The sequence below is a fragment of the uncultured Pseudoteredinibacter sp. genome, assembly GCF_947502065.1.
Classification (GTDB): domain Bacteria; phylum Pseudomonadota; class Gammaproteobacteria; order Pseudomonadales; family Cellvibrionaceae; genus Pseudoteredinibacter.
In genome coordinates, this window is record NZ_CANMYE010000003.1 from 31361 (window position 1) to 56363 (window position 25003).

Here is a 25003-nt window from a genome sequence, read left to right on the forward strand (position 1 = left end):
AGCGAAGATCAGAAGGGCTGCACCACAATGATGCGCCCCATAAAATCGCCTTAGAAAATGCCTATATCAGCAATATAGAAAAGATTAACGGCCGAGCTGCTCAGAAAGACGAAAGCGATAATCGAAGGTGACATCTTGATCGTTGATCATCAAAGCAAAAGCGCGCCATTTATCATCGTTATCTCGATAAAAACCCGCCAAGCTGCTAATTCGAAGCATGGTGCCTGTCTTTGCACGAATATGCCCCCTAGCGCTTGGCAATAACCAGCGCCATGGGCGTAAGGCTTCAGCAACCGAAAGTAACTGTTTAGTGCTTAAACGGTTTTTGCGCGATAAGCCAGCACCGTCGTATATTGCAAAGTCCTGCCAGCCAAACCTTTCCCGCAATGTTTTACTCGCGTAATCAATCGCGGCTTGTTCGGAAACCACCCCACCATTCGCTTCAGCACCTAATAACAAAAACAACTGATTCGTGGTGTAATTGTTGGAGTACTCGAGTAACTGCTCAACGACTCTAGCGATGGTTAAGGAGTTTTTGTGGGTGTAGATTTTATCGGCAGTTGCCGGTACTACAGCAATTTCTATAGGCAGCTGCCTAGCAAACACTATCTGACTAAAAACTTGTGCAAAATATTGTGCGGCCTTATCTCGCCCACCGGGCAAGCTCATACGATAGCTCCCTTTTACCCAGCGCCCAAGCTTCTTGGCCATGGGCGTCATTGGTGTTTGGGCCTCACCGGAATACAAGCCACGGCGATCACGCTTTAAATAAACGGTATTGTAGTTAACACCCAAAGCTGAATTCGCCGCGTCATAAGGGTTATTAGATTTACCACGTCCGTCCAGGCGAATCTCAGGAAAGAAGCTATGATCAACCGCCAACTTTTTCACTTTACTCAGATCTATTGTTTTATCCAAAGCAAGTGCAACCAACTCAAGCTCTTCAGAAGTTAAGTTAGGGTCTCCTAAACCTTTCACCCAAAGGGTATCGCCCTCAAGATAAAAGTCCGTGCTAAGGCGATGATCCTCGCCCCAATGATCTAAGGCCAAATAGGCAACCAGTAATTTCATGGTAGATGCTGGAATTAGAAGCTTATCGCTACGAATATCGACAGCCCCCTCACCTTTGGCTGTCAACAAGCTAGCCTCAGGCATCGCCTTAACTTCTTTTAAGTAATCGGCAAGTGGCTTTGCGTATGTATAAGCCGGCATGAGCGTTGCTGCTATGGGAATCAAAATCAGTTTGTTAAGGATGTCGTGGTTAAGAAAATCGCGCTTAAGAAAACCGCTGCCTATCAATTGGCGCATATAGCTTATGGCTAAAAACACATTTCTGATCATTATTTCAACTATCTATTCAATACTATAATTATAACAAGCTCAGTGGCTTGCTAAGGCTGCTTGGTACTTGCTAGTTAGAGCGCTCGTACGATGCGCTCCATCGCACAAAATTTTCCCGGCAACATTAAGTTAGTGCAGGATTCTGCCATCGAATGCTAGGCAATAAAAGGCATATTATCGCCATTCTTTGAGCTCTATACTCGGATAGAGTTTCGTAAGCCAGCTAGATCTTTTAGTAGCTGCTGATGCTGATCTGAGCCAATTGGGGTATAGAGTAAAGTATAGGCCATCTTGGTATAGCGCTCTAACAGGACTTCCAAGTCTGGTCTTTGCCCAGCAATACGCAAAGTGAACTGCTGCGGTGTTTCACCTGGCTCTCTATTCCAACCCACTGCGGCCAGCTTTTTCTCCAGCTCTAGCCAAGGCACTAATTCAGCCGCAGGTGCTTCTGGACGCGCGCGCCACCATAACCACAAGGCCAGCAACGCCAACATGAACGTTGAAGCTCCCATTAATGCAGCTACGATACGCCAGTGCTCCTGCCCACCTAACACTTTTTGGAAAAAGATCATTTGCTGATCCTGGTCGTAACTGAGCACCCAGCTCTGCCAACTGTAATTTATGGCATCTAATTGCATCTGTAACTGCATCAACAAAGGTGATTGGCGTAACTCTGCAAAACCGTTTTGCTCAATTGATGTGCTGCTCTGCTGGATATAATCGCGAAAGCCCAATTCTATTCGTTCAGGAGCAACCGCGCTGGTTGGATCTACCCTAGTCCAACCCTGCTCTGGCAACCAAACCTCCGCCCAGGCGTGGGCATCTGCTTGGCTTACCAACAAATACTTTTCTTCGTCGTTCCATTGTCCACCCTGATAGCCTATCACCACCCTCGCCGGAATATCCGCAGCTCGCATTAAGACCACAAATGCACTGGCATAATGCTCGCAATAGCCGCGCTTTCGACTAAAGAGAAAATCATCGACAGGATTTAGCTCACTTAATAATGTATCTTGCAAACTATAAGTAAACTCGCGCTGGAATAGCCTCATCGCATTTGCGATCACCTTGCGATCACTATCACCCGCACTGCGCCATTGTTGAGCCAACGCGGAAGCTCTAGGATTACTGCCCTTTGGTAACAACGTATTTTGATAACGTTCACTCGGCCCCAGGGATTGACTCTGCCTCTTAAACTCCGGGTAAGAACGAGCCTGATATAAAAATCGCTGTGAAACCGGTCTTTTACTTAAAAACAAATAATCAGGTGTATTCAAAACATCTTTAGCCGTAACACTGGCGGTAGTTAGAGCAAATAGCCAAGGCTGAAAGCTGGCCTCCATCATGACCTGATAATCAATGTAAGGCGAACTATCTTTTCTGCGATAACTGGCGAAATCAACTTGCCAATCATAGTTGAGCTTTTTCTGCTCTTGGGCAATTCTCCTATAGCGTATATTGTCATCGCGATCTTGAAAAGGAAGCTCCCAACGACGGCCATCAAAACTGCTCAAGCTTAAGCCCCGCCAGTACAAGCTGCTTTGAACAGGCGCTTTCTTATCCGTAAAATCTACTCGAAAAGCCGGCGAGTAATCTTTGCTAAGCTGGCTTATATTGCCCGGCTCCATAGAGTCGCTAAAACCGGTTTTAGCGCTTCCATCCGATAAAGGCACGGTCCACAACGAACCAATCCTAGGCATGATAAAAAATAACACCAAGGCCAAGGGTATCGCTTGTAAAGTAATCACTGATGATGTTTTGAGACTATGCCAAAAAGAGTGCGTGGCGGTCGCCGTATGCAAGGCCATAAAGGCAGCCATCAAAAAGGTAAACGAAATTATGGCATACAAAAAAGCAATAATACTGGTAGAAAACAACAATTGCGTAGATGCTACAAAAAAGCCCAGCAACAATAAAAGCAATACATCTCGCTGTGACTGCAGCTCTAAAAGCTTTAATAAAAACGCCAATAGCAGTAAGGCTACCAGAGGCTCTAAGGCAAATAATTTGCCATAACTCAACACCAAGGCGGCGACCATACAAAGCGCCAAGGGCACCTTTACCATGACCTTGGGAGCATCAAAAACTCCGCGAACTACCTGTATGCGCCAGCCAACACAAAGGGCCCATACCGCCAGCAACCATAGCGGCAAATACTGCATTAAAGGTAAGATAACAGCGGCTTGTGCCAGCAAAAGCCACCAAAGCGCAGGACGCGGAATCTGATAAATTAAACTCATAACTTGCCTTCCAAGTAGTAATTGCTACTTAGACTCGCTAGTTGATTAGCTTCGAAATTTGCTAATGCACGTAAACAGTTTAAGCGATGAGACATGCCGATAGCAGGCGCAATTGTTTGCCCCGGTAGTCGCATACCGAATGGCTGACTGCCATCCGCTAAGATTAACAACCAATCACACAAACGCTGTAAACGTGCTTCACGACCCATTCCCGGCAATGCGTCCCAATCTACCCAAAGCTGTTCATCGGCATAGGATTGAAAGTCTTTCACGAACATTCCTTTACCCTGGGCGTAATGTTTCCAAGAGACATGCTTTAGAGATTCGCCGTCACGGTAACTATGAAAGCCGCTGAAATCCTCGGCGCCATCCAATAACACAGGCTCACTGTCACCGCTACCTTCATCACTCGCCGTTGCAGGCAGTGGGCCTGCCTCTATAGGTTTAGGGTAAACCAGCACTGAGGTATCAAACTTCAACCAAGCCCAACAACGCAATAAGCCCAAAGGATAGCGACTTTCTACACAGAGCAGTGGCGGTTCGATAATGCCTCGACGTACAGCATTAATGCTTAATGAGACGTAGCTAGCATCCGCTTGGTCTACGGTTACGGCTTTAGGATATTGGCCGGCCCAGAATAATCGTACATCGTGGTATTTTCGTTTTCCTTGGCGGCTTAAACGTAACTCAGCGCCTAACTCATCGCCAGCAAACCCCTCTTGTAACTTGGAGACTTCGATTTTTAAGCCTGCCAAACTGGCATGTGTATGCAGAATACAACTAATGAGAATACTGGCGAGTAAAAATGCCAGAGCCAAAACTAAATTATTATCGTAGTTGGTACCCAACAACCACATCAGAAAGATTATCAGTAACAGCGCAAAACCGGCTCCGGTTGGAAAGATAAAAAGGTTATTTCTGTCCAACACAAACGAACTTTGCGCGGGTCGACGTTTCAGTGCCCAACGCCTAACTCTACGACGCCAAGCCGCTAGCCAGCCCGTTTGAATTGAATCGCGCTTTTGCAACACAGGATTCTTTTTAGTTGTTGCATTAAGGCTACTAGGCATGGTGCTAGCCCTGTATCACATCCACAGCATTCAAGACGATATCAACGAGAGCCTCAGCTGCCGCCCCATGGCTGCTCGCCCGCAAACGATGCTCCATAACCGCTGGCATAACCGCTTGTACATCTTCGGGAATTAGATGCTCACGCCCTTCAATAAGAGCCCATGCTTTAGCTGCGGAGATCAAAGCTAAGGCACCGCGTGGAGAAATGCCGTAGCTAAAGCCTTCGTACTCGCGGCTAAACTGAATAAGGCGCTGAACATAATCTAAGACATGATCACTGGCATGAATCGCTTGCGCTTGCTCTTGCAAATCTGCCAACTGCTGCAAACTCATGGTGGATTGCAGACTTTTCAATAAGCTCCTTGGGTTTATACCCTTTAAAAGCATACGCTCCGCTGCAGCACTTGGATAGCCGAGTGAGATTCTCATTAAAAAGCGATCGAGTTGAGATTCTGGTAATGGAAAGGTACCCGACTGGTGCACAGGGTTTTGAGTTGCCAATACAAAAAACGGCTGTGGTAAGGGCCTTGTTTCACCCTCAATACTCACCTGCCCTTCTTCCATGGCCTCTAGTAAGGCGCTTTGCGTTTTAGGGGTACTGCGGTTAATTTCATCGGCGAGCATTAACTGGGTGAAAATTGGGCCAGGATGAAAATCAAACTTGCTATTTTGAGCATCAAAGACAGAAATACCCAATAAGTCGGCCGGTAACATATCGCTGGTAAACTGTACTCGCTGATACTGCAAACCCAACACCGCCGCTAAGGCATGGGCTAAAGTTGTTTTTCCCATGCCCGGCAAATCTTCTATAAGTAAATGCCCCTTTGCCAGCAAGCACGCCATGGCTAATTTTATTTGAGGTTCTTTTCCCAATACGACTTTGCCAAGCTGCGCAATGGATTGCTGCAATACCAAGTGGCTCAAGGGCATCTCCTTTTTGGCCATGTAAAACGAAAGCATCTGCTGAGGCACACATTGTTACGCCATCAGCATATCGTATTTATAGAGCAGTTAAACCACGCTCCATATCAACGATCAAATCATTAATATCTTCTAAACCGACAGCGATGCGTATTAAGTTTTCACTAATCCCCGCTTCTACTTTTTCTTCATCACTCAAGCGCGAATGAGTCGTGGTTGCCGGGTGTACGATGGTGGTTTTAACATCGCCTAAGTTAGCTGTCAGCGAAACTAGACGGGTGGCATCAATAAAACGCCAAGCTGCCGCCCTGCGCTCAGCTTCATCGCTCACCTTCAATTTAAACGATAACACCCCACCAAAACCGCGCTGTTGTTTCTTGGCCAGCTCATGCCCCGGATGATCCGCTAGGCCTGCGTAGTAAACTTGTTCAATCGCATCCTGACCTTGCAGCCACTCAGCCAGCTTTTGAGCATTCTGGCAGTGAGCGTCCATACGCAAACGCAAAGTCTCAAGGCCTTTTAAAAATACCCAAGCATTAAATGCCGACATGGTTGGGCCAGCGGTTCGCACAAAGCCCAAGACTTCTTCCATATCAGCTTTATTACCAACAGCAACCCCACCAACACAGCGCCCTTGGCCATCGAGATATTTGGTTGCTGAATGCACAACAATATCGGCGCCAAGCTCAAGGGGGCGCTGTAGGGCTGGCGTACAGAAACAATTATCGACCACTAGCCGACAATTATTAGCTTTTGCCAAAGCCGACAAGGCTTCAAGATCAGCAACATCGCACAAAGGATTTGAGGGTGTTTCCAGAAACAGCATTTGAGTTGCAGGGCCTATGGCCGCCTGCCAATCTTGCAGCTTAGCAAGCTCGACAAATTTTACTGAAATACCAAATTTAACTAGAAACTTACCAAACAAATTGCTGGTAGTGCCAAAGACGCTACGCGAAACCAGAACTTCATCACCCGGCTTTAGCAAAGCCATGCAAACCGATAAGATTGCCGCCATACCCGACGATGTGGCTACCGCCGCCTCTGCCCGTTCCAAGGCCGCAATTCGGTCCTGAAAGATCTTAACGGTGGGATTGGTATAACGAGAATACACATTCCCCTCTACATCACCAGCAAACTTGGCAGCGGCATCCGCAGCCGATTCAAATACATAGCTAGATGTGTTGAACAATGGCTCGCTGTGCTCGCCCTCGGCGGTACGCTGATGTCCAGCTCGAATACCTAAGGTGTCTAACTGACACAAATCTAAAAATTCTTGGTTCATGGGATTGCCACTGTTTAAGTCGAACTCGAGCACAACATTGTGTCGAGCGTTAATCTGTATAGGATTCTAGTTTAGGATGATGATTAAACTTGGCAGCATAAAACAAGGGGCTTGCTTAAAGTTCAACCAAACAAAAAAGCCCAGGGCATCACCCTAGGCTTTACAAAGACTAAAAGCCACAAAAGGCTTTAGTTTAGCCCGAGCACAGCTCGGATACCAAATAACAGCTACTTATATAGCTATTACCTAAAACGGCAGCTGCTTACTCTACTGCACCGTTATGAATACCGATTACCGCAGTATCATCCGAATTATCGATTTTTTTAGCTTTGGCACTATCGCTGCGAGCCGCCTCTAACCTTGCGAAATAACTATCATCAATATCGCCAGTTAGGTACTCACCGGTGAAAACCGAGCATTCAAACTGATCGATATCCGGGTTACCGTCTTTAGATGCGGCTACCAGGTCGTCCAAGTCTTGATACAGCAGCCAATCAGCGCCGATCTCTTTGCAAACTTCTTCATCGGTTTGGCCACTGGCAATCAATTCACTGGCCGAAGGCATATCGATACCATAAACATTAGGGTATTTAACCGCTGGTGCTGCAGAGGCGAAATAAACCTTATTGGCACCGGCATCACGGGCCATTTGGATAATCTGCTGACAAGTCGTACCACGCACAATAGAGTCATCAACCAACAATACGTTTTTGCCCTTAAATTCAAGCTCAATGGTATTGAGCTTTTGGCGCACGGATTTTTTACGCTGCTGCTGGCCGGGCATAATAAAGGTACGGCCGATGTAGCGGTTCTTAACCAGTCCTTCGCGGAATTTAACATTCAGATTGTGGGCCAAGGCCTGCCCTGCCACACGACTACTATCCGGAATTGGGATCACCACATCAATATCATGATCGGGGCGTTCACGCAGAATTTTATCCGCCAAACGCTCACCCTGGCGTAAACGCGACTTGTACACAGAGACACCATCTATGATGGAATCAGGGCGCGCAAAATACACATGCTCAAAAATACACGGCGCCAAGCTTACTTCCTCAGCACAGACCTCGCTGTAAAGTTCACCCTCTCTGCTAATGAAGATCGCTTCACCTGGTGCCACGTCACGCTCGATGGTAAAACCACTAACATCCAACGCAACACTTTCAGAGGCAATCATATACTCAGTGCCATTGGCCGTTTCGCGACTACCGTAGACTAACGGACGAATACCCTGGGGATCACGGAAGGCAATAATGCCGTAGTTAGCGACCAGGGCCACACAGGCATAACCGCCACGCACACGTTTATGTAGCTCACGTATAGCGTTGAAAAAGTCAGCCGGCAATGGCTTGGCTTTGTTTTGCTCTAATAATTCATGAGCGAATACGTTCAGTAGCAACTCCGAATCGGAATCGGTATTCATATGGCGCAAGTCATTTTGAAGCAAATCGCGCTCAACTTCCTCGGTATTGGTAAGGTTACCGTTATGGGCCAGTGCAATACCATAAGGCGAGTTCACGTAAAATGGCTGTGCTTGCGCAGGGCCTGAACTACCGGCCGTAGGATAACGCACATGACCGATACCATAGTTGCCGACTAAACGTTGCATGTGGCGAGTACGGAATACATCACTCACCAAACCATTTGCCTTGTGCTGGGCTAGACGCCCCTCGTGGCAAGTCATGATACCGGCGGCATCTTGGCCCCGATGTTGTAACATGGTCAATGCATCGTAAATCTGCAGATTGACATCACTTTTGCCGACTATACCAACGACACCACACATAAAGCCTACGCTCCAAAACAATCACGGCGCTACAAACGAATTTGCAGCGAATTAAAACAAAGATTTAAACCAGTCAAAGGCCTGTTCTGCTGTGCCAATCGCCCAGCCTTCCATACCTTTAAAATACTTAATCATGGCAGATGCCTGCCACCAAGGATCCTGCTCAACAGGGAGAATTTTTGGAATAATTATGATCATGGCCAGCACTATTGCCACACCGCGTAATGCACCAAACAGCACACCTAAAAGACGGTCAGTACCCGAAAGCCCAGTCGCTCTCACCAGCTGACCCAGCAGATAGTTAAGCAAGGAGCCGGCAATCAAGGTAAACAAAAACAAAATCGCAAAAGCGGCAAGCTCTCTAAGCGATGGCGTGCTCAACCAACCGCCCAACATAGGGGCCAGCTGAGCCTTAAAACTCATAGCGACTAGAAATGCAGCGGCCAGATTGACCAATGAAAGCGCTTCTTTGACTAGGCCGCGAATCAGACCCACCAAGGCCGAGGCCCCAATAATGCCCAAGATCAACCAATCTGCCCAGATAAGTGCCATATTTCTACTCAATAACGCCCCGCTACAGGGCTAAACTGCGCGCATTCTACCAGAGCTTAGCTCAAGGCTGAAAGCGTAGAATTAAGGCATCGACTTTTAATAGCTTATCCAGCTCTCGCTTCAACTGCTCAGCTTTTCGACGGCTGATTTTTGGTCCGACAAAAACCCTATAGATCAAACCTTTGGGGGTTTTAGCAGAGCGATAATACGCCCTATAGTCCTTATCCTGCAGTTGCTTAACAATGCCTTTAGCCTTGGCCTCAGAAGAGCTGCTGATAAGCTGCAAAACCCAGGCGTTAGGAGTGCCATCGGCATTTAAAATATCGTTACTTGAGGTCGGCTGCACTGCTGGCTTTTGGCTGCTCGCCTTAGCAGCCTTATCAATTTGGCTTGCGGCAAGGTTTTGCGATTTAGGACTTTGGCTATTCTTTGCCGCAGGTTCAGATGAACGAAGCTGTTTCGGCTTGGTAACAAAGGGCGCCTCTTCAGCCCCACTGGACGCTATTACAGAAGCCGTATCGTCTATGAGCTGCTCACTACCACCTTCTGGAATAAACATCTGCTCGGGTTTTGGGGCCGGGTCGATACCCTCAACTTTGCTAGGCGATTGATAATTTACAGGCTCAACATCTGGCATGGCCGGGATCTGGCTTACGGTATCAACTTTGTGTTTATCGTGCTGATCAAAGAGCACTGGTACGAAAAGCACCGCCACCGCGGACAGTACCACCGCACCAACTAATCGCTGTTTTAAGCCGTCATCCACTGGAATACTTAACCTCTTAATTGTTTTAATACGTTGAACTGCAGCTTAGAGTACAGCTGGACCCATTAAATCCCAAGCCTATTACTTTATTCAACGGCGTATTTTACGAATTCACGCTTTACTTAATCGCGGTTAGATATCGCAGCGCAGCTGCCACCGTGAAAAAAGAGCCCATAATGATAATACGATCCTCTTCTTCGCTACAATTCAATGCCTGCGTAAAGGCCGCATCAAAGTCTGCAAAAGCCTGGCTTGTTATACCTGCTGCCTGCAGTTGAGAGTATAAAAGCTCGCTAGTGGCAGCCCTAGGGGTATCGGGCAAGTCACAACAAAAAGCCTGCTTCACCGAGCCCACCCAGGGCTGTATGATACCGGCCAAATCTTTATCCGCCATGGCGGCAAGCAGTAGAAAATCGCTCCTTGTATCTTCTAGTTGAGCACGCAAATGTGCACTGGCCGCAGGGTTATGCGCCACATCCAACACCAATTCCCTGCCCTGCCATGAAATACGCTGACAACGACCCGTTAGCTGCACCTTGGATAATGCCTCTGCAAAAGCCTCATCCCCTGGCCACAACCCCAGCAAGTCCACCACCAGAGCAGCCGCAGCGACGCTAGGAATAGGCAAACCAGGCTTTGCAATATCCAACTGCTGAGCGGCCAGCCTTAAATGCAAACGGCCATTCTCTAGGCGGTAGCTATAGTCCTGCTGAACCTGCCAATGCTTTGCCCCGAGTTGCCTTGCCGTCTCAGCTACCCCATTTGGCATTTCTGCACTGGCACTGATGGCGATTTTCTCAGCCCTAAAAATACCCGCTTTTTCACGTGCGATTTGCTCTAAATCGCTCCCCAGCCAATCTTGGTGGTCAAGCGCAATGGACGTAACAACTGCGACATCAGCATCAATTATATTAACCGCATCCAGACGTCCACCCAGGCCCACCTCTAGAACGATATAATCGCAACCTGCAAGCACAAAAACCTGTAAAGCCGCTAGGGTCGCGAATTCAAAATAACTTAGGCTAATCTCTTCGCGGGCCGCCTCGATTTTGCTAAACGCTTGGCAAATGACAGCATCATTCGCGTCCTCGCCATTTAAACGAATACGCTCGTTGTATGCGATAAAATGAGGGGAAGTATAAGATCCATAGCAAATGTTCTTTGAGGCTTCGCTGCCATCGTTATAGGCTTTAAACAAAGCCTCGAGACTGGCTACACAAGAGCCCTTACCATTGGTACCGGCGATGGTTACTATTTTTCGCTGAGACAACTGCTCGGGCAAGGCCATACGTTCTGCAACTTCGCGCACACGCCCAAGCCCCATGTCGATTTCACTCGGATGCAGCGCCTCGATATATTGCAACCACTGGCTTAATGAACGCTCGTTGGGGACATCGGACATAGAGTTATCTTATAGACAAATAAAACTTCAGAAAGAATATGGGTATCTGACTACATATCATTATATAAAACGCAGTCGCCGCTTAGCGCTTCTCAAGCACATTAAGCACATTAACATTGAAAAGCTGTTTATGACTGCAAATAGCGGGGCCAGATAAATGAAAACCCGCTCTAAAGGTAGCGGGTTTTGCTAGCACGACAAAGCAAAAAAGTTAGGAATCCTCACCCTCTTCAGGGGCCTTCGCCTCAACAAACTCTGGCTCTTCATCAATCTCGGTTTCTTCCTGCAACGGCGACTCTTCCAAACTGAAGTTGGTAAACTTAGCCAATAGGGACGCCAAGCGATCACGCATCTCGTTACGATGAATAATCATATCAATCGCACCATGCTCCAGCAAAAATTCACTGCGCTGGAACCCCGCAGGCAGTTTTTGCCTGATGGTTTGCTCAATAATATTTGGACCAGCGAAACCTGCACGAGCGCCTGGCTCAGCGGCATTAATATCGCCTAATAGGGCCAAACTCGCCGATACACCGCCGTATACCGGATCGGTCATAATAGAAAGATATGGGGTGCCTTGCTGCTTTAAGCGCTCGATAATGGCCGATGTTTTTGCCATTTGCATCAATGATATAAGCGCCTCTTGCATACGCGCACCACCGGTAGCGGAAAAACACACCAACGGGATATTTTCATCCAAAGCAACTTTTGCGGCGCGAGTAAACTTTTCGCCCACAGCATAGCCCATTGAGCCCCCATGGAACGCAAATTCGAAAGCGACAGCTACAATTGGCATGCCTTTTAAACTGCCACGCATAGCGACCAAGGCATCTTTTTCACCGGTGGCCTTTTGTGCAGTACTTAAGCGCTCTTTATACTTTTTAATATCCTTAAACTTGAGGCGATCGACCGGCTCGACCTCAGTGGCCAACTCTTCGCGACCTTCTTTGTCCAAGAAGATATCTAAGCGCTTGCGAGCACCAATGCGCATATGGTGGTCACATTTAGGGCACACATCATCATTGCGCTCAAGCTCAGGGCGATAAAGTACCGACCCACATTTGACACATTTCTTCCAGAGCCCTTCTGGCACCTTGCTGGCCCCATCACGACGCCCCTCAGAGCGCACAGAATTAGGAATAATCTTGTCCAACCAACTCATATTTGTCTCGCTGATTCATTGTCACCGATAAACTCGGTTACGGTATCGTATTTCTCACTAGGCGGCGTAGGCTTCGGGGCAGGCTCTATGTGCCATTTGTCACCAATTTGGCGGCCTATCCAGCTCTTACACTGCCTAGATTTTAACCAGCCAAGCCAAACTACTACCGGCTGAGTCATCATTAATTCTCAATGCGCTATGATAAATAATGGGGCGCGGAAGTGACACTAAAATATTCATTCAGTGGCAAAATCCCCCTTATTTTTTCCAATTTGTCTGGTCTAACAGCAATAGGGTAACTAAGCTCCCATCGAGAGTGCAATCTTAGCCCTTAATCTTAGCTGAACTCCTGCGTAAATCGCTGACCTAGGCCCAAGCAAGAACGCTGCTTTGGCTGAAGTCTTAGCGAGCACGCACCGCTTCCAGAAACTGCGCAATCTTGGACAAACACTTATCCCCTTTTGCTCGCTCAACTCCGCCACTTACATCAACGCCATAGACAGCCGTTTGCCTTATCGCCTGTGCAACGTTATTGGCATCCAGCCCCCCCGCTAAAACAATAGGCACAGCTGAATCCTGGGGCACCCTCTGCCAATCAAACTTCTCGCCAGTACCACCCGGTACCCCTGGACGATAGGCATCAAGTAAAATAGCACTCGCCCCCTGATAGCGATGAATCTCTGCCTGCAAATCAAGGCCCTCACGCATGCGGATTGCCTTCATATAACGACGCCCAAAAGAGGCGCAATACTCCGGGGATTCATCACCATGAAACTGCAAGATATCCAAAGGTAATTCGTTAAGCAGCTGCTTAACGACGGTTTCTTGTTCATCCACGAACAAACCAACTAGACTGCAAAACGGGGCGACAACAGCGGCAATCTCTTGGGCTCTCGCCATATCCACACAACGAGGACTTGGACCATAAAACACCAAACCTAGGGCATCAACTCCCATTTTTGCCGCCTGCCTAGCTTGCTCTACTTGGGTGAATCCACAAACCTTTACCAAGGTTCTATTGCTTGCCTGTGGTTTATCTGCCGACGGCTTGTTAGCACTCATCTTTGCCTCTAGTTTTCAATATTATTGCTTGGCTGCTTGCCGATGCCCCACCAGGTTCAGATCATCAGGCAGCCACAAAGGCCCCTTTTCGATCGCCGGTATGGCTAAGTGCTCAGGGTAGTGAGCCGCAACAAAATACAAGCCCGAAGCAGGAGCCGTAACTCCCGCGGCACAACGATCCTGAGCATGCAATACTTCTCGAGCCCAACGAACGGGCTTATGGCCGCCACCAATTGCCATTAGCACACCGACAATATTCCGCACCATATGATGTAAAAATGCATTGGCTTTTATCTCCATAACAATCATGCCGCCATGTAGACGATAGAATTGAATGGCTTGCACTTCACGAACGGCATGGCGAGCCTGGCATTGGGCAGCTCGAAAGGAGGAAAAATCATGCTCGCCAATTAATGCGTCGGCTGCCGCCTGCATAGCTGCAATATCAAGCGGAAACTTTGACCAGGTAATTTGCCCCTCTAACAAAGCTGAGGAAACACTCTGATCTGAAATAAGATATCGATAACTGCGCGCAGTTGCACTAAAACGTGCATGAAACTGAGCCGATACTTGATCGGCCCAGCGAACTCGAATATCGCGACTCATTGCAGTGTTGACACCCTGCACCCATGCCTTGCTTGGGCGCAGCGCTTTACTATCAAAATGCACCACTTGCGCACTTGCATGAACCCCCGCATCGGTACGGCCTGCACAAACCAATGAAATATCTTCATTAGCTACCTGACTAAGCGCATTTTGTAAGGTTTCTTGAACGGTTTGCTTATCGTGCTTTTGCAGCTGAAAACCGCGGTAACGAGCACCATTGTATTCAATGATTGCCGCGTAGCGCTGCACACCCTCTGGTAAGCTTTGTCCGGGCAGAATTTCACCATTTGTTTTATAGGCTCGAACCATTCTTTTGCTTAATTCTCTATCGACTGGAAATCGCAGGCATTGTAACTGAGCCAAGCCATTGAAACAAAGCAAGGCAAATGGCTAGACGACAAACCTCGAGCATTAAAAAAGGCCCTTTCGGGCCTTTAGAAGAAGCATAACTAACTTACTATCAAGCCATACGGTCGATAAGCTCTTGGGCTTCCTTTTGCTGCCCCTCATCACCTTCGTTGACAACTTCCTCTAGGATTTCTTTGGCGCCCTCTTTGTCTCCCATATCCATATAGGCGCGAGCGAGATCTAACTTAGTCGCCACCTCATCACTATCAGCCAAAAAGTCCAGCTCATTACTAAGCTCACTTGCCGCCTCAGCAGGCTTCTCTTCCAGCTCGCTATTGATGGCAGGCTCATCTCCCAAAGAGATATCCAGCGCTGCTAAATCATCACCCAATTCTTCAGTACCGCCAGCCAAATCACCAACTGAAAGATCGGAAGCTGGCAAATCCATATCCGTGGCAGCCAAGGCATCTAAATCTTTAGCTTCCTCACCAAAATCAGAACTAAAGTCATCATCTGCTGACAGCTCCACTGAAGGATCCGCATCCAAATCCAGCTCAGCATCCAAATCCAGTTCATCATTAAGGCCTAACTCGGAATCCAGTTCTTTATCAAGCTCTGCTAAATCTAACTCACCGCCAGCACCCAAATCGAGATCGTCTTCTGCATTCGCATCGAGCTCTAAACTCAAGTCAAAATCATCTGGCTCATCAAGGCTTTCAGCTTCGGCAGCTTGCCCAGCTGACTCCGCCCGAGACTCTGGCTCGTCATGCATGGTTAGACTTCCAACCACCGTTGCGCCCAACGCGGCGGCGCCAGCTGCTGCAACAGCCGCTGTTTTCTCATCCAACTGCAACGCTGGCTCTTCAACTTCATCCGACGCTTCTGTGCTATCTAAGTCGTCAGACGTCGACAAATCCAAATCAACATCTTCTAACTCAGCCAAGCCCTGCTCTGCATCATCTTCTAAACTAAAATCATCCAATGCAGCTAGGGCATCTTCAGCACTATCGACCGAGCTTTGCGCACTGCTATCTTCTAGCTCTTCGGACACGGTCTCGAGCGGCTCATCAAGAGCTGTCTCAAATTCAATATCGCCAAGGCCGTCAATTTCATCTTCCAATCCAGAGGTATCGAACTCAGTTTCTGTTTCTGATTCGGTCAAACTGACTGGCGTATCTTCCGTCGCCTCATCCAAACCAAGCGCCAGATCAAACTCAATATCCGATAATTCATTGCCATCTTCTGCATTGCCATCATCAAGATTCAAATCGTCTAGGCCTTCAATAGGCTCAATAATTTCATCTTCTTGCGCTAATGAATCTAAACCACCTGCATCTAGGCCTTGCGAGTCTTGATCTAAGCTAAAGTCCATATCTGAAAGATCAAATTCATCGGCATCAGCATCTAACTGCAGATCATCCAAACTTTGCTCTTCATCGTTTATTTCCAAGCCAAGAGCGTCGAGCGCATCAGTCGCGTTTTCAGGGCCTCCCATGCTGTCACGCAAGCTAGCAATTTTAGCGAGCGTGGCATCATCGGCAGACTTATCTAAGATTTCAGCCTGCTCATCAAAAGCGGTGTAATTTTTAGCTTCACTGAAGACTTCTAGCAACTTAAGTCTCGCAGCGCTGTCTTCGGACTGCTCAGCTAAATGCCCCCGCAATAAGCTTTCAGCCTGATCAAATTTGCCGTAAGCAATATAAACATCAGCTTCAGCTAAAACGTCATTCTCTTCTTGCTGAGCTTGAGCCTCTTCAGCTTGACCTTCTTGATTGTCAAAAGAAGTGACATCCAGTTCAGGCTCAATGGCTTCTTCATCCTCATCTTTTCGACGGCGCAATATCGCCCAAGCAGCTAGTAAAATTGCCAACAAAGCACCGCCGATATAGAGGATGTTATCCATCAACATATCAACTATGCCAGGTTCAGCTTTTGGTGTACTGACTACAGCAGCTACTTTCTTCTTGGCTACAGGCTTGGCTTTAGCCGGTTCAGGATCGGCCTTGACCTCAGCTTCAGCCTCTTCATCGGCTACAAGCTCGGCTAACTTTTCGGAATCCTGCGAAGTGCTTTCAATGCTATCTTTATAGGCGTCGTTAAGCGGATCAATAACGTCTTCTTGAGGTGTATCTGCAAGCTGCGAATCACCTTTCTGCGCAGCCAACTGCAAGGCACGCATCTGCTCGCTACTCACCTCAACCAGTCGTTCCATGGTTTCGATTTGGGCTTCTAGATCCGCAAGACGTGATTTTAGCTCATTATTTTCGCGCTGCGATTTATCCAACTGCTCCAGAGCTTGGCTTAGCTCCGCTTGGCCGCTTCCCGCACCACGACTAGCCGACCCAGCAGTTTCACTGCCGCTCGCCAAGGTCACCCGGCCACTCGCTTGTTGAGCACTGCTGTCACGACGAGCTCGACTGGCCACCGCATCAATTGGGGCACCCACATCACCATTAGCATTACCGGACCAGTCAGTATTTTGCTGGGCTACTTCAGCAATCGCTTGACGCGCTGTTAATCGAGAAATTTCAGATTCTGTTGGGATTCTTAAAACTTGCCCGCGACGCAGGCGATTGATATTGCCGTCGATAAAGGCTTCGGGGTTAAGACGCTGAATGGCCAGCATTGTTTGTTGGATGCTCGCGCCTCGGCTAGGTCGAACCTGGCTGGCAATCCCCCACAATGTTTCGTTGGCACCTACAGGGCCATAGCTGCTAGTCGACTCAGCTTCATTTTGAGGGGGCTGTGTGCTTGGCTCTACAGGCTCGGCTGGTTCTGCTACCGGGCGAGTTACTGGCTCACTCGGCTTTGGGCGTCGCTGAACCCTATTTTGTGGTTTTGGTGCCGCAGGTTTAGCCGCTTGGACAGCTGGCGCAGCATCTTCAGTAAACACCGGCAGGTCCATTAACAAGGTGTATTCACGTAAAATACGACCTGCAGGCCATCGAGTTTCAACCAAAAAGTTTAAATAAGGCTCTTGAACTTGACGATCACTCCGTACTCTCAGCACGGGTCCGCCAGGGGCTTTTAAATCGACGGTAAACTTTAAGCCTGTTAAGAAGTAATTGCGCTCAATCCCAGCACGCTTAAAGTCATCACCTGATGCCAAAGCCGCTATAATTTCACCTTTATCCAAATCACGAGTTTGCAGTAGTTTAATTTCTGCATCTAGAGGTTGGTTAAGTGTGGAGTGTAATGTTATCTCCCCGAGGCCTAAAGCACTTAAACCCGGTGACGACATAGCTGTAACCAAACCGATAGCTACCGCCAAATTACCAAGACGCATAGGATGATCCTTTAATTTTTTGCTTGGTTCGAGGAGTAAAACCCCTATCTCTCTTTGTGTTTAAAGCCGTATTGCCCCTGTGCTAGGCGCCATACAATAAACACAAAGCACAAATCCGCCGACCTTTAGGTTTGTCACCTAAAACGCTCAGAGGATAATGTGCCAACTCTGCAGTGAAACATAAGCGCCCCTTTCGAGCCGCCCGAGTGCTAAGGCATCATTCCTATCATTTCGGCTAATTCGCTTTAGAGTTGAGCTGCATAAGCGCCCAGAGCCAATTATTAAGAAATGTGAATAAAGCCTAGAATAACTCTTCACAATTGCACGTAAGTATTCAATATAAATAGGCTTTTCGCAACTATTCGCCCAATTTTAGAGGGCATAATTCGAGCTTTAATTGAGCGAAACCGCCTAGATTGAAAGATTCAGATAAAAAATGAGAGGGCTATCACAGGGGGACTGGGACATTGAACCAAAGAGAAGCGAGGCAGCGGCTCAGCGCAGCTGCCTGCTTTTGGCGCTTTAAGCTTCTCGCAGTATCGCCAACATGCGGCGTAAGGGCTCCGCAGCCCCCCACAACAGCTGATCACCCACTGTAAAGGCCGATAAATACTGCGGCCCCATATTCATCTTACGTAATCGGCCCACCGGCACAGAAAGTGTCCCTGTCACGGCGGTTGGGGTTAAATCGCTCAAGGTTTGCTCGCGGTTATTGGGCACAACTTTAGACCACTGACTGGCCTCATCCAACATCGACTCAATATCAGCCAGCGGCACATCCTGCCTAAGCTTGATAGTCAAAGCTTGTGAATGACAGCGCATCGCACCGACGCGGACACATAAACCATCAACCGGAACAGGCTTGGCATCCAAGCCTAGGATTTTGTTGGTCTCCGCCTGCCCTTTCCATTCTTCACGACTTTGGAAGTTATCTAGCTGACGATCAATATAAGGCAGCAAGCTCCCCGCCAGAGGGACACCAAACTCATCTGTTGGCAAATCTTGGCTTCGCATATGCTCAGCCACCTTACGATCGATCTCCAAAATCGCGCTGGCAGGATCGGCCAGCTCTGGGGCTACCGCATCTCGAATACTGCCCATTTGTGAAATCAACTCACGCATATTTCGGGCACCAGCACCTGAGGCCGCCTGATAGGTCATGGCACTAACCCACTCCACCAGGCCTGCTTTAAATAAACCGCCTAAGCCCATGAGCATTAAGCTGACGGTACAGTTACCACCAATGTAGTTTTTAACACCTTTTGCCAAACCATCTCGAATCACTTTATTGTTCACAGGATCCAAAACAATAATGGCATCATCGGCCATCCGAAGACTTGAGGCAGCGTCAATCCAATAGCCCTGCCAACCCGTCTCGCGTAATTTCCCATAAACCGCCGAGGTATAATCTCCGCCTTGGCAGGTCAAAACGACATCCAGCTTACTTAAACTTTCAATATCGTAGGCATCTTGCAATGGCTCAATATCGCGACCAATATCCGGCCCTGCACCACCCACATTTGAGGTGGTATAAAAAACCGGCTCTAAATCTTGGCCACTAAAATCATTTTCAGCGCGCATGCGTTCCATCAAAACGGAACCCACCATGCCTCGCCAACCTACAAAACCTACACGCATTGTTTTCTCTCTTTCACGTACTGTGATGTGCTATATGTGCTGCTATTGTGGTGCTTAAGCGGAGCTAAAAATCCGCGTTTAAGCTTTTAATTCTAGCCGCCCTATTTGCCAACAAAAAAATTAACAATGGGCGATCTTAAATCCCAAGGCATTCCTCTTTTTGAGTTTACGCCTTCAGGTTTTTACGAGCATATTACTTTGTGCTACAACTATGGTGCTCGCGGTTTTAATTTTTAGAAATCTCTAAAGAGCAGCTACTACAGCATCGCCCATTTCACTGGTGCTCACCTTTTTCATACCGTCAGTATAAATATCAGCGGTACGCAGCCCTTGATCCAATACCTTAGATACCGCTTCTTCGATTTGCTCTGCAGCCTCTGACATGTCGAGTGAATAACGCAACATCATAGCTACCGACAAAATAGTCGCCAGTGGATTAGCAATACCCTGCCCAGCAATATCGGGGGCCGAGCCGTGACAAGGTTCGTACATGCCACAACCATTTTTATCCAACGATGCCGAAGGCAACATACCGATAGAACCGGTCAACATGGCTGCCGCATCCGATAAAATATCGCCAAACATATTGCCTGTAACAATCACATCAAATTGCTTTGGCGCACGAACCAATTGCATCGCGGCATTATCAACATACATATGACTTAGCTCGACATCTGGATATTCAGCAGACAGACGATCCATTACCTCTCGCCACAATACAGTAGCTTCCAGAACGTTAGCCTTATCAACTGAACACACTTTCTTGCCACGTTTACGTGCCATTTCAAAAGCATTGCGGCCAATACGCTCGATTTCATGTTCGGCATACACATAGGTGTTATAGCCTTGGCGCTCACCATTCTCTAGGGTACGAATGCCACGAGGCTGACCAAAATAAATACCGCCAGTCAGTTCTCGAACAATCAAGATATCTAAACCAGAAACCACTTCCGGCTTTAAAGTAGAAGCCTCGGCCAGTTGAGGATACAAAATTGCTGGACGCAAATTGGCAAACAACTCTAACTCAGAGCGAATCTTCAACAAACCTTTCTCAGGGCGAATTGCGGCATCGAGCTGATCCCATTTAGGGCCACCAACCGCACCTAACAAAATCGCATCAGACGCGCGCGCTAGAGCCAAGGTCTCGTCGCTCAGTGGCACACCGTATTCATCGATAGAGGCACCCCCAAGCTTGCCATGGCTAAACTCGATACCTAGCGAACCACTGGTGTTAATCGCATCGAGAACCTTTTTTGCCTCAGCGACTATCTCAGGCCCAATTCCATCACCGGGTAAAATCAATACCGTTTTTGACATGCTAAATTCCAATTAAATTCTTGGTGTTGCTTTCTTTTTAAAAAGTCAGCAATTCAACTTATAAGTCTTGAAACAACCAAGGCGAGCTGGCTCGACGCTGCTGTTCAAACTTTTTAATATCTTCACTATGCTGTAGGGTTAAACCAATATCGTCCAAACCATTTAGCAAGCAGTGACGACGGAAGGAATCGACTTCAAAGCCATATTCACTACCATCTGGGCTGATTACTTTTTGCGCTTCTAAATCGACAACGATACTGTAGCCTTCCTTGTCATACATTTGCTGAAACAAGCTATCAACAACATCTTCAGGCAACACCACAGGCAATAAGCCATTTTTAAAACAGTTATTAAAAAAGATATCGGCGAAGCTTGGGGCAATAACACAGCGAATACCAAAATCATCCAGCGCCCAAGGCGCGTGTTCACGACTAGAGCCACAACCAAAATTCTTACGCGCCAATAATATCTGGGCACCCTGATAGCGCTCTTGATTTAAGGCAAACTCTGGGTTTATTGGGCGCTGGCTATTGTCTTGACCAGGGTAGCCCTCATCCAAATAACGCAGCTCATCAAATAAGTTAGGGCCAAAACCACTACGCTTAATGGATTTCAAAAATTGCTTTGGGATAATTAAATCCGTATCCACATTGGCGCGATCCATCGGTGCAAGCAAACCCTGCAAACGAGTAAAAGCTTTCATAATATTTTCCTTTGCCTGGCTTAGTGCTGCATCAATTCACGTACATCAATGAAATGACCTGCAATCGCAGCTGCCGCTGCCATCTCAGGGCCAACCAAATGGGTGCGACCACCATAACCTTGACGACCTTCAAAATTTCGATTTGAGGTGGAGGCGCAATGCTCACCTGCACCGAGCTTGTCAGCATTCATGGCCAAGCACATAGAACACCCCGGCTCACGCCACTCGAGTCCCGCCTCGATAAAGATTTTATCGAGCCCCTCTTCTTCGGCCTGCGCTTTAACCAAGCCTGAGCCCGGCACAACGATGGCTTCTTTGACGTTATCAGCTTTTTTGCGGCCTTTAACAACGGCGGCTGCAGCGCGCATATCTTCAATACGGGAATTAGTGCAAGAACCAATAAACACTCGGTCAAGCTGTATATCGGTAATGGCCTGATCGGCATTTAAGCCCATATATTCTAAAGCGCGCTCAATACCTTCTTTCTTTACTGGGTCATTTTCATTGCTTGGGTTAGGTACGGTGGCCGACACTGGCAGCACCATTTCTGGCGAAGTTCCCCAACTCACCTGTGGCTCAATACTGGCGCCATCGATTTCTATCACGGCATCAAAATGCGCGTCCGCATCAGAATGCAGGTCTCGCCATTGGGCTTCAGCCATTTCCCACTGCTCACCAGTAGGGGCATATGGGCGCCCTTTCACATAATCCAAGGTAGTCTGATCAACCGCGACCATACCTACTCGAGCACCGCCTTCAATGGCCATATTGCACACTGTCATGCGGCCTTCCATAGACATGTCTCGAAATACTTGGCCGCCAAACTCGATGGCGTAACCGGTTCCACCTGCAGTGCCAATTTTACCTATAATGGCCAACACAACATCTTTTGGGCTAACACCAGGGCCAAGCTCCCCATCAACTTTAACCAGCATGTTTTTCATTTTTTTAGCAACCAAACATTGGCTTGCGAACACATGCTCAACTTCTGAGGTGCCAATACCGTGAGCTAAAGCCCCCAAAGCACCATTAGTCGAAGTATGGGAATCACCACAAACAATGGTCATACCTGGCAAGCAAGCCCCGCTTTCAGGGCCGATCACATGCACAATACCTTGGCGCTGATCGTTAATTTTGAACTCTCGCACACCAAAATCCGCGCAATTATCATCAAGAGTTTGCACCTGTATACGGGCAACATCATCTTTGATACCTGCTACCCCAGCACTGCGTTCAGCGGAGGTGGTTGGGACATTATGGTCTGGTGTAGCAATAACAGAGTTAACCCGCCAAAGATCACGCCCGGCCAAACGCAGACCTTCAAAAGCCTGGGGCGAAGTCACTTCATGAATTACATGGCGATCAATATAAATTAGGGCCGAGCCGTCATCGCGTTCTTTCACGAAGTGGCTATCCCAGAGCTTGTCATACAAGGTCTTGGCGGACATATTCTTGTCTCTCATTGCAACAGCTTGTTGTGCAAGGCTGTTTGGGTCTACTTATCAGGTCTTATTACTTCGCAAGCCATTTAGATAGCTGGCGAGTAAAGCCCCAGCTTTATTGCGGGGTATGCATTGCATTCTATGCCCCCAAAATGTATAAATCCAATTTATATTTTTCATACATTCGATTCCATTTTGGAATTCGAGAAAACTGTGTTAAACCCTTAAGCGAGGACTGTAAACGAGACCTATGGATACACAATCACTTAGCGCTTTTTGTGCGGTAGCTGAGCTGCGCTCTTTTTCAGCCGCGGCGCAAAAGCTTCACCTAACCCAGCCGGCTGTGAGCAAACGCATTTCCGGCCTGGAGGAGCAACTTGACTGTAAACTGTTTGACCGAATTGGTCGTACTGTGGATTTGACTGAAGCCGGCCGGACACTGCTTCCTAGGGCCAATAAGATTTTAATGGAAGTTGAGGAAACTCGCCGATTAATCAGTGACAAAAGTGGCGAAATCAGTGGCACATTGAATATGGCCACCAGCCACCATATTGGCCTTCATCGGCTGCCTCCGGTATTGCGCCAGTTTTCTCAGCAATACCCTAAGGTAAAACTGGCCATTGACTTTATCGACTCGGAAAAAGCCACCGATAAGATTCTACACGGGCAGCTGGAACTTGCCGTGGTAACACTCGCACCACAAAAACACGAAAAGATGATAGCCCAGCATATCTGGCACGACCCTTTGATCTGTGTCGTTGCCCAAGAGCACCCGCTCAACAACGGCCAGGCCATCGAGCTAAAAACCCTTAGTGAACACCCAGCCATATTACCGGACTTGAGTACCTTCACAGGGCAAATCCTCAAACGACAATTTGATCAGTTTCATTTACCTTTGGATGTCAGCATGGCGACCAACTATTTAGAAACCATCAAAATGATGGTTTCAATTGGTCTTGGCTGGAGCGTTTTACCTGAAAGCTTGATCGATGGGCCACTGACGTCTATTGATGTCCCACAACTTGAAGTCAGTCGAGAGCTGGGCTGCATCTACCATGAAGGGCGCAGCTTATCCAAGGCTGCACAGGCGTTTATTCAGGCTTTGCAGCGCTCAACTGACTGAGCCCCCAAAGATTTTCGGCCTGCGCCGCAAAAGAATCACCGTTTCCAGAGTATCGGCGAGTTGAAGATGCAGCCTTACTGTAACGGCTGGCTGCCTGGGCACGATAGAATTTCCATATTCTAGGCTTGGTGCTTGCCTCCAATAACTGCTCTGCTCTATTAGCGGCGCGCTGCCAAGCATTAGCCGCAGAATCAAACTCTGCCAAAGCATCTAGCAGCAACCCCTGCGCTTCAGCCATATTGCCACTGTATCGCGAGAAGCGTCTTGCCAACTTAAGCTGCCCGGCATTAGACATGGCCGCCGACCAAGCCAAAAAGCGATTTTCCTGATCAGATAAGCTACCGCGTAGTTGGTCTAGCGCTAGACTTCGCGCCTCCTCATCCTCTAACTGTCGATACAAACTAAGCAACACCAAGCCTTGGGAAATCGCAGAGCTCGCCTGCTTATCAACACGCTTTGCAATCGCTGCAGCCGACTTTACATCGCCCCCACTGTAGAGCTCTTGACTGCTATTAAAGTCCTGCTGCATTGACCACAGCTTGGAATTAAAGCTAGTTTTTGCTTGCTCTAGCTGATCAGCTCGATAGGCCTTTGCGGCTTGTAAAGAAGACAAAACCGATGGAAAAGCATTCGGCCCCTGCCAATGGCAGTAACGGCTTATTTTTCCTTCATTTTCGGAACACTGCTCTATTAACTGACTTTCCTGTGTCTTGCAGGCCTCGCCCCATACATTCCACAAACCATCACATCGACAATCAATCTTCTGACATTGCTGGATGTTTTGCGCAGACACTTGAACAGCACCCACTAAAAGAAGGAAAACGACCGATTGAGAATACAGCAAGACAGAGCGCAGCTTAGCTGACATGAGAAACCCCCGTACAAAATTCGCCCGAGTTGTTATATTTGTGAACATCCTTGTTGCCGACGGGCAAGACTGACAACACGCTACTCT

19 protein-coding genes are annotated in these 25003 nt (G+C 47.9%); 1 reads left to right on the forward strand and 18 read right to left on the reverse strand.

The annotated features are described in order from the left end of the window. Window positions 1-84: 84 nt before the first annotated feature. The 17 genes from Q1A41_RS09840 to leuC all read right to left on the reverse strand — a co-directional run bounded on the left by Q1A41_RS09840 (window position 85) and on the right by leuC (window position 22931). Window positions 85-1341 (reverse strand): D-alanyl-D-alanine carboxypeptidase, encoded by a 1257-nt coding sequence (locus Q1A41_RS09840; protein ID WP_299977932.1) that lies wholly within the window; start codon window positions 1339-1341, stop codon window positions 85-87. Window positions 1342-1535: 194 nt separating this feature from the next. Beyond that, window positions 1536-3581 carry a DUF3488 and transglutaminase-like domain-containing protein gene (locus tag Q1A41_RS09845; RefSeq protein ID WP_299977935.1) on the reverse strand — a complete coding sequence of 682 codons (2046 nt, stop codon included), beginning with the start codon at window positions 3579-3581 and terminating at the stop codon, window positions 1536-1538. After that, a complete protein-coding gene (locus Q1A41_RS09850) occupies window positions 3578-4651 on the reverse strand; it encodes a DUF58 domain-containing protein (protein ID WP_299977938.1) in 1074 nt (357 codons plus the stop codon). Before Q1A41_RS09850 ends, Q1A41_RS09845 begins: the two co-directional genes overlap by 4 nt. 4 nt (window positions 4652-4655) lie before the next feature. Continuing rightward, on the reverse strand, window positions 4656-5582 hold the full coding sequence (locus tag Q1A41_RS09855) for an AAA family ATPase (protein ID WP_299978900.1): 927 nt from the start codon (window positions 5580-5582) through the stop codon (window positions 4656-4658). A gap of 70 nt (window positions 5583-5652) precedes the next feature. Next, window positions 5653-6855: an O-succinylhomoserine sulfhydrylase gene (locus Q1A41_RS09860; RefSeq protein ID WP_299977941.1), complete on the reverse strand. Its 1203-nt coding sequence runs from the start codon at window positions 6853-6855 to the stop codon at window positions 5653-5655. Window positions 6856-7117: 262 nt separating this feature from the next. After that, a complete protein-coding gene (purF, locus tag Q1A41_RS09865; RefSeq protein ID WP_299977944.1) occupies window positions 7118-8641 on the reverse strand; it encodes an amidophosphoribosyltransferase in 1524 nt (507 codons plus the stop codon). A 51-nt stretch (window positions 8642-8692) separates the two neighbouring features. After that, complete coding sequence (locus Q1A41_RS09870) at window positions 8693-9193, reverse strand: CvpA family protein (protein ID WP_299774160.1); 501 nt, start codon at window positions 9191-9193, stop codon at window positions 8693-8695. Window positions 9194-9254: 61 nt separating this feature from the next. Next, window positions 9255-9959 carry an SPOR domain-containing protein gene (locus Q1A41_RS09875; RefSeq protein WP_299977947.1) on the reverse strand — a complete coding sequence of 235 codons (705 nt, stop codon included), beginning with the start codon at window positions 9957-9959 and terminating at the stop codon, window positions 9255-9257. 118 nt (window positions 9960-10077) lie between these two features. Then, entirely contained in the window at window positions 10078-11361 is a 1284-nt protein-coding gene (locus Q1A41_RS09880) for a folylpolyglutamate synthase/dihydrofolate synthase family protein (RefSeq protein ID WP_299977949.1), read from the reverse strand. 211 nt (window positions 11362-11572) lie between these two features. Then, window positions 11573-12523, reverse strand: a complete 951-nt coding sequence (accD, locus tag Q1A41_RS09885) for an acetyl-CoA carboxylase, carboxyltransferase subunit beta (protein WP_299977952.1) — start codon at window positions 12521-12523, stop codon at window positions 11573-11575. Window positions 12524-12925: 402 nt separating this feature from the next. Next, window positions 12926-13585: a phosphoribosylanthranilate isomerase gene (locus tag Q1A41_RS09890; RefSeq protein WP_299977954.1), complete on the reverse strand. Its 660-nt coding sequence runs from the start codon at window positions 13583-13585 to the stop codon at window positions 12926-12928. Between the two features lie 21 nt (window positions 13586-13606). Then, window positions 13607-14500 carry a tRNA pseudouridine(38-40) synthase TruA gene (truA, locus tag Q1A41_RS09895; RefSeq protein WP_299977956.1) on the reverse strand — a complete coding sequence of 298 codons (894 nt, stop codon included), beginning with the start codon at window positions 14498-14500 and terminating at the stop codon, window positions 13607-13609. Window positions 14501-14651: 151 nt separating this feature from the next. Next, a complete protein-coding gene (locus tag Q1A41_RS09900) occupies window positions 14652-17825 on the reverse strand; it encodes a FimV/HubP family polar landmark protein (protein ID WP_299977959.1) in 3174 nt (1057 codons plus the stop codon). A gap of 522 nt (window positions 17826-18347) precedes the next feature. After that, window positions 18348-19463, reverse strand: a complete 1116-nt coding sequence (gene asd / locus Q1A41_RS09905) for an aspartate-semialdehyde dehydrogenase (protein WP_299977962.1) — start codon at window positions 19461-19463, stop codon at window positions 18348-18350. A gap of 243 nt (window positions 19464-19706) precedes the next feature. Then, window positions 19707-20780 (reverse strand): 3-isopropylmalate dehydrogenase, encoded by a 1074-nt coding sequence (gene leuB, locus Q1A41_RS09910; RefSeq protein ID WP_299977965.1) that lies wholly within the window; start codon window positions 20778-20780, stop codon window positions 19707-19709. 58 nt (window positions 20781-20838) lie between these two features. Beyond that, entirely contained in the window at window positions 20839-21483 is a 645-nt protein-coding gene (gene leuD, locus Q1A41_RS09915; RefSeq protein ID WP_299977968.1) for a 3-isopropylmalate dehydratase small subunit, read from the reverse strand. Window positions 21484-21503: 20 nt separating this feature from the next. After that, the gene (gene leuC, locus Q1A41_RS09920) at window positions 21504-22931 is read right to left on the reverse strand and encodes a 3-isopropylmalate dehydratase large subunit (RefSeq protein ID WP_299977971.1); all 1428 of its coding nucleotides are present in this window, start codon (window positions 22929-22931) and stop codon (window positions 21504-21506) included. Between the two features lie 244 nt (window positions 22932-23175). Between leuC and Q1A41_RS09925 the strand changes: the two genes are divergently transcribed. Beyond that, window positions 23176-24048, forward strand: coding sequence for a LysR family transcriptional regulator (locus Q1A41_RS09925; RefSeq protein ID WP_299977974.1), 873 nt, complete (start codon window positions 23176-23178; stop codon window positions 24046-24048). Here the strand turns inward: Q1A41_RS09925 and Q1A41_RS09930 are convergent. Continuing rightward, window positions 24017-24916: a hypothetical protein gene (locus tag Q1A41_RS09930; RefSeq protein ID WP_299977977.1), complete on the reverse strand. Its 900-nt coding sequence runs from the start codon at window positions 24914-24916 to the stop codon at window positions 24017-24019. The genes Q1A41_RS09925 and Q1A41_RS09930 overlap by 32 nt on opposite strands. Window positions 24917-25003 lie beyond the last annotated feature (87 nt).

Excerpts from the sequence above, each read along its gene's own strand:
- Q1A41_RS09840 (WP_299977932.1), bottom strand. The coding sequence starts at position 1,341 with ATGATCAGAAATGTGTTTTTAGCCATAAGCTATATGCGCCAATTGATA.
- Q1A41_RS09845 (WP_299977935.1), bottom strand. The coding sequence starts at position 3,581 with ATGAGTTTAATTTATCAGATTCCGCGTCCTGCGCTTTGGTGGCTTTTG.
- Q1A41_RS09850 (WP_299977938.1), bottom strand. The coding sequence starts at position 4,651 with ATGCCTAGTAGCCTTAATGCAACAACTAAAAAGAATCCTGTGTTGCAA.
- Q1A41_RS09855 (WP_299978900.1), bottom strand. The coding sequence starts at position 5,582 with ATGCCCTTGAGCCACTTGGTATTGCAGCAATCCATTGCGCAGCTTGGC.
- Q1A41_RS09860 (WP_299977941.1), bottom strand. The coding sequence starts at position 6,855 with ATGAACCAAGAATTTTTAGATTTGTGTCAGTTAGACACCTTAGGTATT.
- purF (WP_299977944.1), bottom strand. The coding sequence starts at position 8,641 with ATGTGTGGTGTCGTTGGTATAGTCGGCAAAAGTGATGTCAATCTGCAG.
- Q1A41_RS09870 (WP_299774160.1), bottom strand. The coding sequence starts at position 9,193 with ATGGCACTTATCTGGGCAGATTGGTTGATCTTGGGCATTATTGGGGCC.
- Q1A41_RS09880 (WP_299977949.1), bottom strand. The coding sequence starts at position 11,361 with ATGTCCGATGTCCCCAACGAGCGTTCATTAAGCCAGTGGTTGCAATAT.
- accD (WP_299977952.1), bottom strand. The coding sequence starts at position 12,523 with ATGAGTTGGTTGGACAAGATTATTCCTAATTCTGTGCGCTCTGAGGGG.
- Q1A41_RS09890 (WP_299977954.1), bottom strand. The coding sequence starts at position 13,585 with ATGAGTGCTAACAAGCCGTCGGCAGATAAACCACAGGCAAGCAATAGA.
- truA (WP_299977956.1), bottom strand. The coding sequence starts at position 14,500 with ATGGTTCGAGCCTATAAAACAAATGGTGAAATTCTGCCCGGACAAAGC.
- Q1A41_RS09900 (WP_299977959.1), bottom strand. The coding sequence starts at position 17,825 with ATGCGTCTTGGTAATTTGGCGGTAGCTATCGGTTTGGTTACAGCTATG.
- asd (WP_299977962.1), bottom strand. The coding sequence starts at position 19,463 with ATGCGTGTAGGTTTTGTAGGTTGGCGAGGCATGGTGGGTTCCGTTTTG.
- leuB (WP_299977965.1), bottom strand. The coding sequence starts at position 20,780 with ATGTCAAAAACGGTATTGATTTTACCCGGTGATGGAATTGGGCCTGAG.
- leuD (WP_299977968.1), bottom strand. The coding sequence starts at position 21,483 with ATGAAAGCTTTTACTCGTTTGCAGGGTTTGCTTGCACCGATGGATCGC.
- leuC (WP_299977971.1), bottom strand. The coding sequence starts at position 22,931 with ATGTCCGCCAAGACCTTGTATGACAAGCTCTGGGATAGCCACTTCGTG.
- Q1A41_RS09925 (WP_299977974.1), top strand. The coding sequence starts at position 23,176 with ATGGATACACAATCACTTAGCGCTTTTTGTGCGGTAGCTGAGCTGCGC.
- Q1A41_RS09930 (WP_299977977.1), bottom strand. The coding sequence starts at position 24,916 with ATGTCAGCTAAGCTGCGCTCTGTCTTGCTGTATTCTCAATCGGTCGTT.